Origin of the sequence: Photorhabdus australis DSM 17609, from assembly GCF_000711895.1 — a bacterium.
GTDB classification, from domain to species: domain Bacteria; phylum Pseudomonadota; class Gammaproteobacteria; order Enterobacterales; family Enterobacteriaceae; genus Photorhabdus; species Photorhabdus australis.
This window is the reverse complement of record NZ_JONO01000036.1, coordinates 17803-33174: the sequence shown is the minus strand read 5'-3', so window position 1 is coordinate 33174 and position 15372 is coordinate 17803. Positions and strand designations below refer to the sequence as shown.

The following is a 15372-nucleotide window of genomic DNA, read 5'->3' as shown; positions in this document are numbered from 1 at the left end:
AGGCAATGTGCAGCATCGTATTTTAACGTTGTTGCTGGGGTTAGCGGTGCTGGTCACCGCTGGCTGCGGTTTTCATCTGCGAGGTACCACTCAGGTACCACAGGAACTCAAAAAGCTGCAATTAACAAGTAGCGACCCATACGGGCCACTGACTCGTTCTGTGCGCCAGCAACTTCGTCTGAATAACGTCACCATCCTTGAAAATGGCAGCGCCGAAATTCCTGTTCTGAAGTTAATTAACTCTTCTGAAAATAAAGATACGGTCTCTGTTTTCCAAGATGGTAAGGCTGCTGAACGCCAATTGACTCTGTATGTCAATGCTCAGGTTATTATGCCAGATGGTAGCGTATATCCACTCCAATCCAGGGTTGACCGTTCTTTTTTCGATAACCCGTTAGAAGCACTGGCGAAAGATGCTGAAAACGAGATGATCAATCAGGAAATGCGTGAACAGGCTGCCCGTCAGTTAGTACGCCAATTACTGACTGTACACAGTGCAGAAGAACAAAAGGCTAGGGAAAAACAAGCGGGACAGCAAACTATACACGCACAATGATCAAACTCTATCCCGAACAACTGATTTCGCAGCTCAATGAAGGGCTGCGAAACTGTTATCTAATATGGGGCAATGACCCTCTGCTACTACAGGAAAGCCAAGATCATATCCGCAGGGCCGCTGAACAGTTCTCTTTCACGGAACATTTCACTTATACCTTGGATAATCATACCGAATGGAGTGAGATATTCAGTATTTGCCAGTCATTAAGCCTATTTGCCAGCCGTCAAACACTCACTTTACTGCTGCCGGAAAATGGCCCTAATACAGTCATGGCGGCGCAATTGGTAAAACTGGAGGAATTGCTTCACTCCGATATACTATTGATACTGCGCGGTTCAAAATTAACCAAAGCACAAGAGAACAGTAACTGGTTTAAAGCATTAGGAAAAAACGGGGTTTACATCAGCTGTCAGACACCCGAACTGAGCCGTCTGCCTCAATGGATCGCACAACGGGCTAAAACCATGAAACTGACTCTGGAAAAGCCAGCCAATCAATTGCTGTGCTACTGTTATGAAGGAAACTTACTGGCCCTGGCTCAAGCACTTGAGCGACTCTCTCTACTATACCCAGATGGTAAACTGACTTTGCACCGTGTTGAGAATGCCGTAAATGACGCAGCTCACTTCACACCTTATCACTGGGCAGACTCACTATTATCAGGAAAGGCAAAACGCGCCTGGCATATTCTGAAACAGCTAAAACAGGAGGATTGTGAATCTGTTATTCTGCTGCGTACTGTACAGCGCGAATTACAACTGTTGCTTACACTAAAACGTCAAAGCACCACAACTCCCATGAAAACTCTGTTAGATCAGCATCGGGTATGGCAAAACCGCCGCGCATTACTAACAAGTGCGCTGCAACGTCTCACTCAACACGATTTACAGCGAGCAATTCATTTACTTGTACAGATAGAGCTCCGAGTTAAACAGGATTACGGTCAGTCCGTCTGGCCAGATTTAGAAACACTTTCCATGTTGTTATGTGGAAAAACACTACCTGAGAGCTTTTTTAATGCCTCATACAATTAACTCTACTTGCCCAGTACAACCCGTTATTCAAGCGTTATTTGGTGGAACATTTGACCCAATCCACTATGGACATCTGCATCCAATCGAAACTCTGGCACATCAAATTGGCCTGAAACGAGTGGTTCTGCTGCCAAACCATGTTCCCCCTCATCGACCACAACCAGAAGCCACAGCACAACAGCGGCTTGAAATGGTAAAACTAGCAACACAAGGCAATCCACTGTTTACAATCGATACCCGTGAAATGGAACGGACCTCCCCTTCCTACACAATCGATACATTGGAATCATTCCGTCAGGAGTTTGGTGAAGGGCAATCAGTGGCATTTATCATCGGTCAGGATGCTTTGTTATCGCTACATACCTGGCATCGTTGGTCAGAACTACTTAATATCTGCCATTTACTGATTTGTGCTCGCCCCGGTTATCAAACCCAGCTTTCAACAACTGAAATGCAGCAATGGCTTACGCAGCACCAAATCTACAATCCAGCCTTACTTAATAGTAAACCTAACGGTTATATCTATCTGGCAAACACACCACTATTGCATATCTCAGCAACAGATGTCCGACAACGCCACCAGCAAGGGCTGAGTTGTGATGATTTACTCCCCCCTTTAGTACAAAAGTATATAAATTCACAGGGGTTATATCGCCAATAGCGAAATCTAGCCCGATTAGTCATTTAGTTGGCTTACCCTCGAGTGGCCTGGCATGCTATTATTCGGCGCTATTTGATCAATTTGATAAAAAATAAGGATGAACCTTTTGCAAGGTAGAGAACTCCAACAATTTGTTATTGATAAACTTGAAGACTCCAAAGCACAAGATATTGTTTCTCTGGATGTTCACGGGAAATCCAGTATTACCGATTGCATGATTATCTGCACCGGAACTTCCAACCGCCACCTGATGTCTGTCGCAGATAATCTGGTTGATGACTGTCGTGCGAGTGGTCTGGCCCCACTTGGTGTTGAAGGACAGGGCGTATCCGACTGGATTGTCGTAGACCTCGGTGAAGTTATCGTACATGTCATGCAGGAAGAAAGTCGCCGCATGTATGAACTTGAAAAACTTTGGAGCTGAGTTTGAAGCTGCAATTAGTTGCTGTAGGTACGAAAATGCCGGACTGGATACAGACCGGCTTCATGGACTATTTACGCCGTTTCCCTAAAGATATGCCATTTGATCTGGTAGAAATTCCTGCCGGGAAGCGGGGTAAAAATGCTGATATTAAACGCATTCTGGAGAAAGAAGGTGAACAGATGCTGGCTGCTGTCGGCAAAAGCAACCGGATTGTCACTCTAGACATTCCGGGTTCTCGTTGGGAAACACCTCAACTGGCGCAGCAGCTTGAACATTGGAAACAGGATGGCAGAGATGTCAGTTTACTGATAGGTGGGCCAGAAGGTCTTGCACCAGCATGTAAAGCTGCGGCAGAACAAAGCTGGTCATTGTCATCTTTGACCTTACCCCATCCTTTGGTCCGGGTTTTAGTTGCTGAAAGCCTATACCGGGCATGGAGCATTACCACCAATCATCCCTATCACCGGGAATAATTTGGTTACCAACGGATAAAAGCGAATTCTGGCAATGGGATGAAGAATAAACGTACTCCTTTTCGTGATTATACGGCTGAATCAGCCTTGTTTGCCCGCCGCGCATTGGTGGCGTTTATTATCATCCTAGTACTGACAGGTATCCTGATTGCCAATCTTTACCATTTACAGATCACTCGTCACGAAGACTACCAAACCCGTTCAAACGAAAACCGTATCAAGCTGGTTCCAATCGCGCCGAGCCGCGGTATTATTTATGACCGTAAAGGCACACCATTAGCACTCAACCGAACAATCTACCAGTTGGAAGTCATACCTGAAAAGGTCGAGAACCTTCAGCAAACGCTGAATGATTTACGGAATGTTCTCGATCTGACTGACGAAGACATTGCCAACTTTGAAAAAGAACGTAAACGCTCGCGCCGCTTTACTTCTATTCCACTGAAAACTTCACTTGATCATATCCAAGTAGCACGCTTTGCCGTTAATCAATACCGTTTTCCTGGCTTTGAAATAAAAGGCTATCAACGCCGCTTTTATCCTTACGGTTCAGCACTGACTCATATCATTGGCTATGTTGCTAAAATTAATGATAAAGATGTAGAACGGCTGGATAAAGAAGGCATTTTACCTAATTACGCGGCTACCCATGATATCGGCAAACTGGGTATTGAACGCTATTATGAGTCTGTTTTACACGGAAAAACGGGTTATGAAGAAGTTGAAGTCAATAATCGAGGCCGTGTAATACGTCAATTACATGAACAGCCGCCACAGGCTGGGCAGGATATCTATCTGACGATCGATCTTGAGTTACAGATCTACATTGAGAAACTACTCACGACCAGCCGCGCAGCCGTTGTTGTCAGTGATCCACGCAATGGGGAAATTCTAGCTCTGGTATCTAACCCAAGCTATGATCCAAACCTATTCGTAAATGGAATATCCAATAAGAACTATCAGGAATTATTGAATAACCCTGACCGACCCCTTATTAATCGTGCAACTCAAGGAATTTACCCTCCTGCTTCAACTGTAAAACCTTTTATTACCGTTGCAGCACTGAGCACAGGCGTTATCAATAAAAATACCACCATTTTTGATCCGGGCTGGTGGCAATTACCAGGCTCAGAAAAACGCTACCGTGACTGGAAACGCTGGGGGCATGGCAGTCTAAATGCATATAGATCCATCGTGGAATCTGCAGATACATTCTTCTATCAGGTTGCCTATGATATGGGAATTGACCGACTATCTGAATGGATGATTAAGTTCGGTTATGGTGACTACACTGGCATTGACCTGTCTGAAGAACGCACAGGTATCATGCCTACCCGTGAATGGAAACAAAGAAAATATAAAAAACCTTGGTATCAGGGAGATACTATTCCTGTTGGGATCGGCCAAGGATACTGGACAGCAACGCCAATTCAAATGGTGAAAGCACTAACAACCTTAATTAATGACGGTAACGTAAAAACACCGCATTTGCTACTGGGCAAAAAACTGAAAGGTGAGATAGTCCCTTATCAACAAACAGAGAATATTCAGATAGGTGATATTCACTCAGGACACTGGGAACTGGCCAAAAGCGGTATGTATGGTGTAGCTAACCTACCAAACGGTACCGGCCACAAAAATTTTACTAAAACTCCTTATAAAGCAGCTGCCAAATCAGGAACAGCACAGGTCTATAGCTATGAAACTTACAATGCTAGTAAAATTGCTGAGCATTTACGGGATCACAAACTAATGATTGCCTTCGCTCCTTATGAAAACCCGACAGTAGCCCTTTCTATTATTCTAGAAAATGGTGGCGCGGGTCCGGCAGTGGGAACCCTTGTTCGCCAAATCCTCGATCATGTACTGTTAGGGGATAACAACACAATATTACCGGATGCAGTCCCAACACCACCCGGAACAGAAAACGATTGAATGATGCCATGACAGAAAACCAGAAAAAGGTTCCTCTCTGGACCAGATTACACATCGACCCACCACTGTTGTTGTGCATTCTAGCACTACTAGTATACAGCGCTTTTGTCATGTGGAGTGCCAGCGGTCAAGATATGGGGATGATGGAGCGCAGAATCGGCCAAATTGGTGCCGGATTGGTTGTCATGATAATTATGGCGCAAATCCCACCAAGAGTTTATGAGGGCTGGGCACCTTATCTATATATTGTTTGTGTCATTTTGCTAATTTTTGTTGATGCGTTCGGACAGATAAGTAAAGGGGCGCAACGCTGGCTCGATCTAGGTATCATCCGTTTTCAGCCTTCTGAAATTGCAAAGATTGCTGTACCACTGATGATTGCCCGCTTCATGAACCGCGATTTGTGTCCACCATCGTTGAAAAATACAACCATCGCTCTGATACTGATTTTTCTTCCGACTCTACTAGTCGCCGCCCAACCAGACCTCGGTACTTCAATTCTGGTCGCATCTTCTGGCCTGTTTGTCCTATTTCTTGCAGGGATGAGCTGGCGGTTGATTGGTATTGCAGCTCTGTTATTAGCCTGTTTTATCCCGATTCTATGGTTTTTTCTGATGCATGGATATCAGCGCGATCGGGTAATGATGTTACTTGATCCAGAAACTGACCCACTAGGAAAAGGTTACCATATCATTCAATCAAAAATCGCCATTGGCTCCGGTGGCCTATCAGGTAAGGGTTGGTTACTCGGGACACAATCTCAGTTGGAGTTTCTTCCAGAACGTCATACAGATTTCATATTTGCCGTACTCTCGGAAGAACTTGGTTTGATCGGTGTACTACTGTTACTAACATTATATTTGTTATTAATTATGCGCGGACTGGTTATCGCAACCAGAGCACAGAATACTTTTGGCCGGGTCATGGTTGGTGGCCTGATGTTAATTCTGTTTGTTTATATATTCGTAAATATCGGCATGGTAAGCGGCATCTTACCTGTAGTAGGGGTTCCACTGCCATTTGTTAGTTATGGTGGTTCAGCATTGATCGTCTTAATGGCTGGTTTCGGAATTATAATGTCGATTCATACACACCGAAAATTATTGTCTAAAAGTTTATAGAGAAGAGGTCTCAATGCGTCAAAACTGGCTTATACTCGGCATGATTTCAGCTTTGTTATCCGGCTGTACTGCTCCTAACGAGCAAAAATCTCCCCCGTTACCAGCGGTACCAACGCAGGACGTCCTAGGAGCAGAACCTCGCTATGAGCCTTATCATCCTGGCGCCAATAATGATTATCAGATGAACGGGCATATTTATCATATTGTGCAAGATCCATCCCTGTTCAGTGAAACAGGTTACGCCAGTTGGTATGGTGCAGAACACAATGGCAAAATGACAGCAATTGGTGAACGTTTTAACCCGTATGCACTGACAGCCGCCCACCCAACACTACCAATTCCAAGTTATGTTCGCGTGACCAATTTAAGTAATGGCCGTATGATGATTGTCAGAGTTAATGACCGAGGTCCTTATAAACCTGGACGAATTATCGATCTATCGAAAGCTTCTGCTGAACGCCTGAATCTGACTCAAAGTACCAAAGTCAAAATTGATTTTATTCAGGTTGCTCAGGATGGTTCTGTATCTGGTCCCGGTACTGTTGGCAGCCAGATAGTTAAACAGAGTTACGCTCTGCCTGGCAGACCGACTCTGACAACAAGCCCACTAGGAACACCCAGAATAGAAAACGTTCCTGATCAAACCAGCAGCCAACCGTTGACTGCTCAGCCTGTGGAACAGACACAACTATTGACTATACAACCAAAAGCCACAGAGCAACTACCTGTAATGAAGCTACAACCACCTAAACCTGTTACAGACAGCAACTTGGCAACAACAGCACAAACAGGACCATCAGTAAGTAGCTTTATGGTTCAGGTTGGTGCCGTTAGCAGCGAACAACGGGCAAAAGAGTGGCAACAAACGTTAGAACAGCGCTTTAATGTTCAAGGACGCGTAATTCAATATAGCAATGTTTATCGTGTACAATTAGGGCCATTCAACAATCGCCAGCAAGCTACCGATTTGCAACAGAAACTGGCTGACCAAATACAGCAATCTTCTTTTATTGTCAGCCCTTAACTATCCTCTTGCCGATATTTGGGTTTTGCTCAGATATCAGCAAGCGAGGTAAAAAAACGTAAACCTGCGGCCTGTCAAAATTTGCCAATGTTAGTATTTTTTTTCATTTGCTATGATGTGGCCCGATATCAACCTTTTCTCACGGATATTGTTCAACCGACCATGAAATACACAACCACCTCTCGTTTTATAAAAAGCGCTACCTTAGGTATTGCGCTGGCAATGAACGTATCTGCCTTTGCCAATGGGAACGATGTAAACCTGAAAACGATGATCCCAGGTGTACCCCAGATTGATGCTGAAGCTTATATTCTTATCGACTACAACTCAGGCAAAGTTCTGGCTGAAATGAACGCAGATTCACGTCGTGACCCTGCCAGCCTGACAAAAATGATGACCAGTTATGTTATTGGCCAGGCAATCAAATCAGGCAAAATCGGGCCAAATGATATGGTCACTGTTGGTACTGATGCATGGGCAACAGGTAATCCGGTATTTAAAGGCTCTTCCCTGATGTTCCTCAAACCTGGAGATCAAGTCTCAGTTTCCATGCTATCCCGTGGTATAAATTTGCAATCCGGTAATGATGCTTGTGTTGCAATGGCGGATTATGTTGCTGGCAGCCAGGAGTCGTTTGTTAATCTGATGAATGGCTACGTAAAATCACTTGGCTTACAGAATACAAATTTCAAAACTGTTCATGGTCTGGATGCAGAAGGCCAATATAGCTCTGCCCGTGATATGGCCTTGATTGGTCAAGCGCTAATCCGTGATGTCCCTGAAGAGTATACGATCTATAAAGAAAAAGAATTTACTTACAACAACATCCGTCAGATAAACCGCAACGGTTTGTTGTGGGATAAAAGCCTGAATGTAGATGGTATCAAAACTGGCCACACCAATGCAGCAGGTTATAACCTGGTCGCTTCTGCAACTGAAGGCGATATGCGTCTGATTTCTGCGGTACTAGGCGGTCACACTTATAAAGGCCGTGAGACAGAAAGTAAAAAACTGCTAACCTGGGGTTTTCGTTTCTTTGAAACTGTTGCTCCACTGAAAGCTGACAAAGAGTTTGCCTCAGAACCTGTCTGGTTTGGAGACAACGATAGGGTTCAGCTAGGCGTTGATAAAGATGTTTATCTAACTATTCCCAGAGGCCGTTTGAAAGATCTGAAAGCCAGCTATGTCATGAATGATACTGAATTACATGCCCCATTGGCGAAAAATCAAGTTGTCGGTACGATCAACTTTCAACTTGATGGCAAGACCGTTGAACAACGTCCTTTAGTTGTCATGAATGAGGTGAAAGAAGGCGGTATTTTCAGCCGTTTTATCGACTATATCAAATTGCTGTTCCATCACTGGTTTGGCTAATCACCAAACCTAAAACAGAAACCCACCGAAGCGAGTCGGACTTATAGCCTGACCGTAATAAACATCCCCGTGATTTAAGACGGGGAAGATATAAGATTTTATAGAAAAGACTGACTATACGTATTGCGAAAAACAAAACAGAAAACAGGAGCGCCCATGAAAACGAAATTAAATGAACTGCTTGAGTTCCCTTGCTCATTCACCTACAAAGTGATGGGTTTAGCTGAACCTGAGTTAGTCAATCAGGTCGTTGAAGTGGTTCAGCGCCACGCGCCGGGCGATTACTCTCCACAAGTGAAGCCAAGCAGTAAAGGCAATTACCACTCAGTATCCATTACTATCAATGCTACTCACATTGAACAAATAGAAACTTTATACGAAGAGTTAGGTAACCTTGAACTGGTACGAGTAGTGTTGTAACACAAACCCAAACAATCCCCTGTAATTTATCAGGGGATTTTTTATTTATCAGAAGCACCACAATTTCGAGTGTACTAAACTGGTGAGAATCTTTTCTGAGGGTTATACTGGCTAAATCTTATAGCGACCAAACGAAATCTCAATTGCAATATAAAACAATTTTCTTACGCCAATTAGGAATACAACCTTACGAGCCGATTTCTGATGCAATGCATTTGTTTACTGAGCAACGAGATATTAACACACCCGATGAAATCTGGCTGGTACAACACCCAAAAGTATTTACTCAGGGACAAGCAGGTAAAACAGAGCATTTATTATTTCCCGGTGATATTCCGATTATTCAGTCCGACCGTGGTGGGCAAGTCACCTATCATGGTCCTGGTCAGCAGGTTATGTATGTCATGATTGACATCAAGCGCGCCAAAATTGGTGTGCGACAATTAGTTACAGCGATAGAGGACACTGTCGTTAAAACACTTGCTCATTTTGGCGTGAAAGCCTATGCCCGACCTGATGCTCCTGGTGTTTATGTCGATGAAGCCAAAATCTGTTCCCTCGGATTACGAATACGTAAAGGCTGCTCTTTCCACGGGCTAGCGCTTAATATCGCCATGGATTTAGAACCATTTCTACGAATTAATCCTTGTGGCTATTCTGGTATGAAAATGACTCAACTCAGTGAATTAGTTCCTGGAATTACTATTGAGCAAGTACAACCAATTTTGGTAGAGACATTCTGTCAGCAGTTGGGATTTAAACTGAATCGCTAAAGATGATATAATTTTTTAATATTCTCAAAAATTTTTTAATGGATTTATCACGCAGTGGACTGAAGATAAATCTCAACCTGATGAATTTAACACTGGAACCAGCACGATTATGAGTAAACCAATTCAGATGGAACGCGGAATTAAGTACCGCGACGCTGACAAAATGGCGCTGATCCCTGTCAAAACAGTGATTACCGAACGTACAGAAATCTTGCGTAAACCTGAGTGGATGAAAATTAAACTTCCTGCGGATTCCAGCCGCATTCAGGGTATCAAATCTGCTATGCGCAAGAATGGTCTGCATTCCGTTTGTGAAGAAGCTTCCTGCCCCAACCTGGCTGAATGTTTCAATCACGGTACAGCAACTTTTATGATCCTTGGCGCAATTTGTACCCGTCGTTGCCCTTTCTGTGATGTTGCCCATGGCCGCCCGATGACTCCTGATGCCAACGAACCGGTAAAACTGGCACAAACCATTAAAGATATGGCACTACGCTACGTCGTTATCACTTCCGTTGACCGTGATGATCTGCGTGACGGCGGTGCTCAGCACTTTGCTGACTGTATTTCTGCTATCCGTGAAAAAAATCTATCCATTAAAATTGAAACCTTGGTCCCTGATTTCCGTGGACGTATGGATCGTGCTCTTGAAATACTGACAGCGACACCGCCGGACGTTTTTAATCATAATCTGGAAAACGTGCCACGGGTTTACCGTCAGGTACGCCCTGGAGCAAACTATGAGTGGTCACTGAAATTACTCGAAAAGTTCAAAGAAGCCCATCCTGATATCCCAACTAAATCAGGTCTGATGGTGGGTCTCGGTGAAACTAACGAAGAAATTCTTGATGTTATGCGTGATCTGCGCCGCCATGGTGTCACTATGTTGACTCTGGGCCAATATCTACAACCTAGCCGCCACCATTTACCAGTACAGCGCTATGTCAGTCCACAAGAATTTGATGAAATGAAAGAAGAAGCACTAGCGATGGGATTCACCCATGCGGCTTGTGGGCCATTTGTTCGTTCTTCTTATCACGCTGATTTGCAAGCCAAGGGTGAAGAAGTTAAATAACCATAAGCCTAGTTATGCTTAATATTATTCTGGCCGTATTTATCGGTGGAGGTTTAGGTAGTGTATTACGTTGGTTTATAAGCCTCCGCCTTAATAATATTCCAATTAACATCGCAATTGGTACCCTTACCGTTAATTGTATTGGTGCATTCATCATCGGGTTGGGGTTGGCATATTTTAATAGAGCCACATATCTTAATCCGACCTGGAAATTAATGCTAACTACCGGATTTTGTGGTGGCTTAACAACGTTTTCTACTTTTTCTGTCGAAATTGTTTATCTATTACTAGACGGAAAACTAGGATGGGCACTGGGAACTGTTTTACTTAATCTTTTTGGATCACTGTTGATGACAATCTTAGCTTTCGCATTGATGGGTGAGCTTTAAATTTCATTACACATATAGCAAAAATTAAAAAAAACCCGTTGAAACAACGGGTTTTCGAAATACGGAGTTAAAATCAGATAGCGACAACGTTTACAGCAGATGGACCTTTAGCGCCGTCAGTGATTTCAAACTCTACCTTTTGGCCTTCTGCCAGAGTTTTAAATCCGTTACTCTGAATAGCAGAGAAATGCACGAATACGTCTTTGCTACCATCTTCTGGAGTGATAAACCCGAATCCTTTAGATTCATTAAACCACTTAACGTTACCTTTAATTTTTGACATCAAACATACCTTTAACGTGAAATAAGACACAAAACCTGTGTCGCATACAGTACAGCAAATAAATTGGTTCACTGTCTACAACCAAGATCACGAAAAGCATAATAAAATACGATAGATGTCATCTTTATTTAGTTTTGCTGCTAAATAATGCACATATATAAATATTCTATCACCATCTCTGGTCTTTTATCAGGCGACTCATCAAATAAGCGAACTGTTATGCTTTTTCATGTTCTAATAACCAGCTTTTAATATTTAAACCACCGGTATATCCAACTAATTTTCCATCATGACCAATAACACGGTGACAAGGCACAATTATTGATATCGGATTACGAGAATTAGCCATGCCTACTGCACGACAATAATTCGCTGAGCCTAATGCCAATGATAATTGTTTATAACTCCACACTTCTCCAAACGGGATTTTACATAACTGCAACCATACACGTTGTTGGAATTCCGTTCCCTCAGGGTTGAGTGGAACAGAAAACTCAGTACGTTTACCCGAAAAATATCCTCGCAGCTCTTTTACGCTCTGTTTAGTAACATCATTTTTCACTTCAGGCGCTGTTTTTTCATCAACAAAATATAGACTGGTCACTCCCTTATCATCCGCAGTGATATGAACATACGGTTTAGGAAATCCTTTAGGTGTCTCAAAATACTGATGATACATAACCACCTCCCTCGAACTTGAAAAAATATAAGTCATTATTGAGATTAGAGTAAATCGTCTTTTCAATAAATTGCAATGATGAATTCAGTTGCTCCCTTACCACCGACTAGAAAGCTTAAGCTTTCCTGAAGAAGAAAAAAGCCTTCCAACCACAAGGAATAACTGACCCTGTAATTTTGACAATGGTCATTCAATATAGAATTAACACCATATATAGTGTGGTTGAAATAAAAAAACACCATATGTAGTATAATTCAAATTAGTACCTTTTAGAAAATTATTACTAATAAACCAAACTTTGTCACTACATGCCCACAAACTGGAAAAGGAGTGCTTAATGTGCATTACTATTTATAGCAAACCTGACTGCGTACAATGCAGCGCAACCTACCAAGCCCTAAGCAAAAGAAATATTCCTTATCAGATTGTTGATTTAACCAAAGACCCTCAAGCTTTAGCTATTGTTCATGCTATGGGCTACCAGCAAGTTCCAGTAGTCATCGCAGGCACACAGCACTGGACAGGATTCCACCTTGATAAAATCAACACATTAGCCGAGAATTTGTAGGTTTATTATGAAGATGAATCCGCTAGTCTACTTTTCAAGTTCATCAGGTAATAGCCATAGATTTGTCCAAAAATTGAAAATGCCAGCTCTTCGTATTCCAGCAGACAAATCAGTAAGCCTACTAAACGTAACCTCTCCTTATATTTTGCTGACACCAAGTTATGGGGGTGGCAGTGCTAAAGGCGCTGTTCCGCTACAAGTGATCCAATTTCTAAATATTGCCGAAAACCGAGCGCTGATTCGAGGAGTTATCGCCGCCGGGAATACAAATTTTGGCGAAGCTTACGGCATTGCCGGACGGATAATTTCGGATAAATGCCAGATACCACTCCTGTATCGTTTTGAGTTAATGGGCACCGAAGAAGATATACAACGAGTACGCTGTGGTATTCAAAGATTTTGGCAACACTACTCACCAGAGGATACACAATCATGACTTCAAAAATTAACAAGCAACAGGATTACCACGCTCTAAATGCCATGCTAAATTTGTATGATGATGAAGGAAATATTCAGTTCGATAAAGATAAACTGGCCATTTATCATTATTTCCGCCAACATGTAAATCAGAATACAATCTTTTTCCATGATCTAAAAAAGAAACTAGATTTCCTCCAACAGGAGGGATATTACGAAACAAAAGTATTGGAGCAGTACGATTTTACTTTTATTAAAAAGCTCTTTCAGCAAGCCTATAGCAAAAAATTCCGCTTTCAAACCTTTCTGGGGGCATTCAAATATTACACCAGCTATTCTCTGAAAACCTTCGATAATAAACGCTACCTAGAACGTTATGAAGATCGGGTATGCATGGTTGCACTGACTCTGGCTCAAGGCAACCAAGCACTGGCTTACCGCCTGGTCGATGAAATTATCAGTGGCCGTTTTCAACCAGCGACGCCAACTTTCCTTAATTGCGGAAAAAAACAGCGGGGAGAGTTAGTTTCTTGTTTCCTGCTTCGCATTGAGGACAATATGGAATCCATTGGGCGTTCAATCAATTCAGCATTACAACTTTCAAAACGTGGCGGCGGTGTCGCATGCTTACTCAGTAACCTACGAGAAGCGGGTGCACCAATAAAAATGATTGAAAATCAGTCATCAGGTGTCGTTCCTGTAATGAAAATGCTAGAAGATGCATTTTCGTATGCCAACCAACTTGGTGCACGTCAAGGTGCCGGTGCCGTTTATCTCAATGCTCATCACCCTGATATTCTTAGTTTTCTGGATACAAAACGGGAAAATGCTGATGAAAAGATCCGTATAAAAACACTCTCTCTTGGTGTTGTCATTCCTGATATTACTTTTGAATTGGCTAAAAACAACGAAGATATGTATCTGTTCTCACCTTATGATATCCAGAGAGTTTATGGTGTGCCAATGTCTGAAATTAGCATTACAGAAAAGTATGCTGAAATGGTGAATAACAAACACATTGGTAAATCAAAAATCAATGCCCGTGAATTCTTCCTGACATTAGCTGAGATACAATTTGAATCCGGTTATCCTTATATTATGTATGAAGACACTGTTAATCGTGTTAGCCCAATTAAGGGCCGAATTAATATGAGTAACCTATGTTCCGAAATTCTGCAAGTTAACAGTGCCAGTGAATATGAAGATGATTTAAGTTACCGCTATATCGGCAAAGATATTAGTTGTAACCTGGGATCAATGAATATCGCTCATACAATGGATTCACCTAATTTTGCCCTCTCAATTGAAACAGCTATTCGTGCTTTAACCGCCGTATCAGATATGAGTCACATTCGTTCCGTGCCTTCTATCGAAAAAGGAAATCAAGATTCTCACGCAATTGGTCTAGGGCAAATGAATCTACATGGTTATCTGGCAAGGGAAAAAATTTATTATGGATCTGAGGAGGGAATAGATTTCACAAATATCTATTTCTATATCGTTGCTTATCATGCTTTACACACTTCAAATCAAATCGCAATTGAGCGCAATAGCTACTTTAAAGGTTTTAAAGACTCTCGTTACGCCAACGGCGAATTTTTCAATAAATATACGGAGAGATCTTGGCAACCTAAAACTAAAAAAGTCTATCAGTTATTTGAACAAGCAGGAATCACTATTCCTAATCAACAAGACTGGCTTGAATTGAAAACCTCAGTTATGGTTCATGGTATTTATAATCAGAATCTTCAGGCTGTTCCTCCCACTGGTTCTATTTCATATATCAACAATTCAACATCAAGTATTCACCCGATTGTCTCCCGTATCGAGATCCGTAAAGATGGTAAAGTAGGAAGAGTATATTACCCTGCCCCATTTATGACTAACGACAATCTTGAATATTACAAAGATGCCTACGAAATCGGGCCAGAAAAAATTATCGATACTTATGCCGCAGCAACTCAACATGTTGATCAGGGATTATCACTGACACTTTTCTTCAAAGATGACGCCACAACCCGCGATATTAATAAAGCGCAAATTTATGCCTGGCGTAAAGGGATCAAAACACTTTATTACATCCGCTTGAGGCAAATTGCTCTGGAAGGTACAGAAGTACAGGGCTGTATTTCATGCTCATTGTAAAATTAATACTGGAAATTT

The 15372-nt window shown here is 42.4% G+C and carries 18 protein-coding genes; 16 read left to right on the top strand and 2 right to left on the bottom strand.

What is annotated here, in order from left to right:
* The first annotated feature begins 7 nt into the window (after positions 1 to 7).
* The 13 genes from lptE (at position 8) to crcB (ending at position 11262) form a co-directional block, all read left to right on the top strand.
* Entirely contained in the window at positions 8 to 556 is a 549-nt protein-coding gene (lptE, locus tag BO26_RS11730; protein ID WP_110882746.1) for an LPS assembly lipoprotein LptE, read from the top strand.
* Positions 553 to 1593 carry a DNA polymerase III subunit delta gene (holA, locus tag BO26_RS11725; protein WP_036771545.1) on the top strand — a complete coding sequence of 347 codons (1041 nt, stop codon included), beginning with the start codon at positions 553 to 555 and terminating at the stop codon, positions 1591 to 1593. The genes lptE and holA overlap by 4 nt, the downstream gene beginning before the upstream one ends.
* Positions 1577 to 2254, top strand: coding sequence for a nicotinate-nucleotide adenylyltransferase (gene nadD / locus BO26_RS11720; RefSeq protein ID WP_051690961.1), 678 nt, complete (start codon positions 1577 to 1579; stop codon positions 2252 to 2254). The genes holA and nadD overlap by 17 nt, the downstream gene beginning before the upstream one ends.
* A 97-nt stretch (positions 2255 to 2351) precedes the next feature.
* Complete coding sequence (gene rsfS, locus BO26_RS11715) at positions 2352 to 2678, top strand: ribosome silencing factor (RefSeq protein WP_074439079.1); 327 nt, start codon at positions 2352 to 2354, stop codon at positions 2676 to 2678.
* A gap of 2 nt (positions 2679 to 2680) precedes the next feature.
* Complete coding sequence (gene rlmH / locus BO26_RS11710) at positions 2681 to 3151, top strand: 23S rRNA (pseudouridine(1915)-N(3))-methyltransferase RlmH (RefSeq protein WP_036771541.1); 471 nt, start codon at positions 2681 to 2683, stop codon at positions 3149 to 3151.
* Positions 3152 to 3190: 39 nt separating this feature from the next.
* A complete protein-coding gene (gene mrdA, locus BO26_RS11705) occupies positions 3191 to 5086 on the top strand; it encodes a peptidoglycan DD-transpeptidase MrdA (RefSeq protein ID WP_036771538.1) in 1896 nt (631 codons plus the stop codon).
* 8 nt (positions 5087 to 5094) lie between these two features.
* Positions 5095 to 6207, top strand: a complete 1113-nt coding sequence (gene mrdB / locus BO26_RS11700) for a peptidoglycan glycosyltransferase MrdB (protein ID WP_036771582.1) — start codon at positions 5095 to 5097, stop codon at positions 6205 to 6207.
* A 13-nt stretch (positions 6208 to 6220) separates the two neighbouring features.
* Positions 6221 to 7231 carry an endolytic peptidoglycan transglycosylase RlpA gene (gene rlpA / locus BO26_RS11695; RefSeq protein ID WP_036771537.1) on the top strand — a complete coding sequence of 337 codons (1011 nt, stop codon included), beginning with the start codon at positions 6221 to 6223 and terminating at the stop codon, positions 7229 to 7231.
* Between the two features lie 162 nt (positions 7232 to 7393).
* Entirely contained in the window at positions 7394 to 8605 is a 1212-nt protein-coding gene (gene dacA / locus BO26_RS11690; RefSeq protein WP_036771579.1) for a D-alanyl-D-alanine carboxypeptidase DacA, read from the top strand.
* Between the two features lie 156 nt (positions 8606 to 8761).
* Positions 8762 to 9025 (top strand): DUF493 family protein YbeD, encoded by a 264-nt coding sequence (gene ybeD / locus BO26_RS11685; RefSeq protein ID WP_015835287.1) that lies wholly within the window; start codon positions 8762 to 8764, stop codon positions 9023 to 9025.
* A gap of 143 nt (positions 9026 to 9168) precedes the next feature.
* On the top strand, positions 9169 to 9798 hold the full coding sequence (lipB, locus tag BO26_RS11680) for a lipoyl(octanoyl) transferase LipB (protein WP_036771536.1): 630 nt from the start codon (positions 9169 to 9171) through the stop codon (positions 9796 to 9798).
* A gap of 109 nt (positions 9799 to 9907) precedes the next feature.
* Positions 9908 to 10873 carry a lipoyl synthase gene (lipA, locus tag BO26_RS11675; RefSeq protein ID WP_036771535.1) on the top strand — a complete coding sequence of 322 codons (966 nt, stop codon included), beginning with the start codon at positions 9908 to 9910 and terminating at the stop codon, positions 10871 to 10873.
* A 14-nt stretch (positions 10874 to 10887) separates the two neighbouring features.
* Positions 10888 to 11262 (top strand): fluoride efflux transporter CrcB, encoded by a 375-nt coding sequence (gene crcB / locus BO26_RS11670; protein WP_036771533.1) that lies wholly within the window; start codon positions 10888 to 10890, stop codon positions 11260 to 11262.
* 73 nt (positions 11263 to 11335) lie between these two features.
* On the opposite strand, the gene cspE is transcribed toward crcB, so the two are convergent.
* Both cspE and BO26_RS11660 read right to left on the bottom strand, forming a co-directional pair.
* A complete protein-coding gene (gene cspE, locus BO26_RS11665) occupies positions 11336 to 11545 on the bottom strand; it encodes a transcription antiterminator/RNA stability regulator CspE (RefSeq protein WP_021323071.1) in 210 nt (69 codons plus the stop codon).
* A 217-nt stretch (positions 11546 to 11762) separates the two neighbouring features.
* Positions 11763 to 12224, bottom strand: a complete 462-nt coding sequence (locus tag BO26_RS11660; RefSeq protein WP_036771532.1) for a methylated-DNA--[protein]-cysteine S-methyltransferase — start codon at positions 12222 to 12224, stop codon at positions 11763 to 11765.
* Between the two features lie 337 nt (positions 12225 to 12561).
* On the opposite strand from BO26_RS11660, the gene nrdH reads away from it, so the two are divergent.
* Genes nrdH through nrdE form a run of 3 tightly spaced genes read left to right on the top strand, consistent with a single transcriptional unit; the run spans position 12562 to position 15354 of the window.
* Positions 12562 to 12792, top strand: a complete 231-nt coding sequence (nrdH, locus tag BO26_RS11655; RefSeq protein WP_036771531.1) for a glutaredoxin-like protein NrdH — start codon at positions 12562 to 12564, stop codon at positions 12790 to 12792.
* Between the two features lie 13 nt (positions 12793 to 12805).
* A complete protein-coding gene (nrdI, locus tag BO26_RS11650; RefSeq protein WP_072023249.1) occupies positions 12806 to 13228 on the top strand; it encodes a class Ib ribonucleoside-diphosphate reductase assembly flavoprotein NrdI in 423 nt (140 codons plus the stop codon).
* Positions 13225 to 15354: a class 1b ribonucleoside-diphosphate reductase subunit alpha gene (gene nrdE / locus BO26_RS11645; RefSeq protein WP_072023248.1), complete on the top strand. Its 2130-nt coding sequence runs from the start codon at positions 13225 to 13227 to the stop codon at positions 15352 to 15354. Before nrdI ends, nrdE begins: the two co-directional genes overlap by 4 nt.
* Positions 15355 to 15372: the final 18 nt, after the last annotated feature.

Coding starts and splice junctions, on each gene's coding strand:
- holA (WP_036771545.1), top strand. CDS start 553: ATGATCAAACTCTATCCCGAACAACTGATTTCGCAGCTCAATGAAGGG.
- nadD (WP_051690961.1), top strand. CDS start 1,577: ATGCCTCATACAATTAACTCTACTTGCCCAGTACAACCCGTTATTCAA.
- rsfS (WP_074439079.1), top strand. CDS start 2,352: ATGAACCTTTTGCAAGGTAGAGAACTCCAACAATTTGTTATTGATAAA.
- mrdA (WP_036771538.1), top strand. CDS start 3,191: ATGAAGAATAAACGTACTCCTTTTCGTGATTATACGGCTGAATCAGCC.
- mrdB (WP_036771582.1), top strand. CDS start 5,095: ATGACAGAAAACCAGAAAAAGGTTCCTCTCTGGACCAGATTACACATC.
- rlpA (WP_036771537.1), top strand. CDS start 6,221: ATGCGTCAAAACTGGCTTATACTCGGCATGATTTCAGCTTTGTTATCC.
- dacA (WP_036771579.1), top strand. CDS start 7,394: ATGAAATACACAACCACCTCTCGTTTTATAAAAAGCGCTACCTTAGGT.
- ybeD (WP_015835287.1), top strand. CDS start 8,762: ATGAAAACGAAATTAAATGAACTGCTTGAGTTCCCTTGCTCATTCACC.
- lipA (WP_036771535.1), top strand. CDS start 9,908: ATGAGTAAACCAATTCAGATGGAACGCGGAATTAAGTACCGCGACGCT.
- crcB (WP_036771533.1), top strand. CDS start 10,888: ATGCTTAATATTATTCTGGCCGTATTTATCGGTGGAGGTTTAGGTAGT.
- cspE (WP_021323071.1), bottom strand. CDS start 11,545: ATGTCAAAAATTAAAGGTAACGTTAAGTGGTTTAATGAATCTAAAGGA.
- BO26_RS11660 (WP_036771532.1), bottom strand. CDS start 12,224: ATGTATCATCAGTATTTTGAGACACCTAAAGGATTTCCTAAACCGTAT.
- nrdH (WP_036771531.1), top strand. CDS start 12,562: ATGTGCATTACTATTTATAGCAAACCTGACTGCGTACAATGCAGCGCA.
- nrdI (WP_072023249.1), top strand. CDS start 12,806: ATGAATCCGCTAGTCTACTTTTCAAGTTCATCAGGTAATAGCCATAGA.
- nrdE (WP_072023248.1), top strand. CDS start 13,225: ATGACTTCAAAAATTAACAAGCAACAGGATTACCACGCTCTAAATGCC.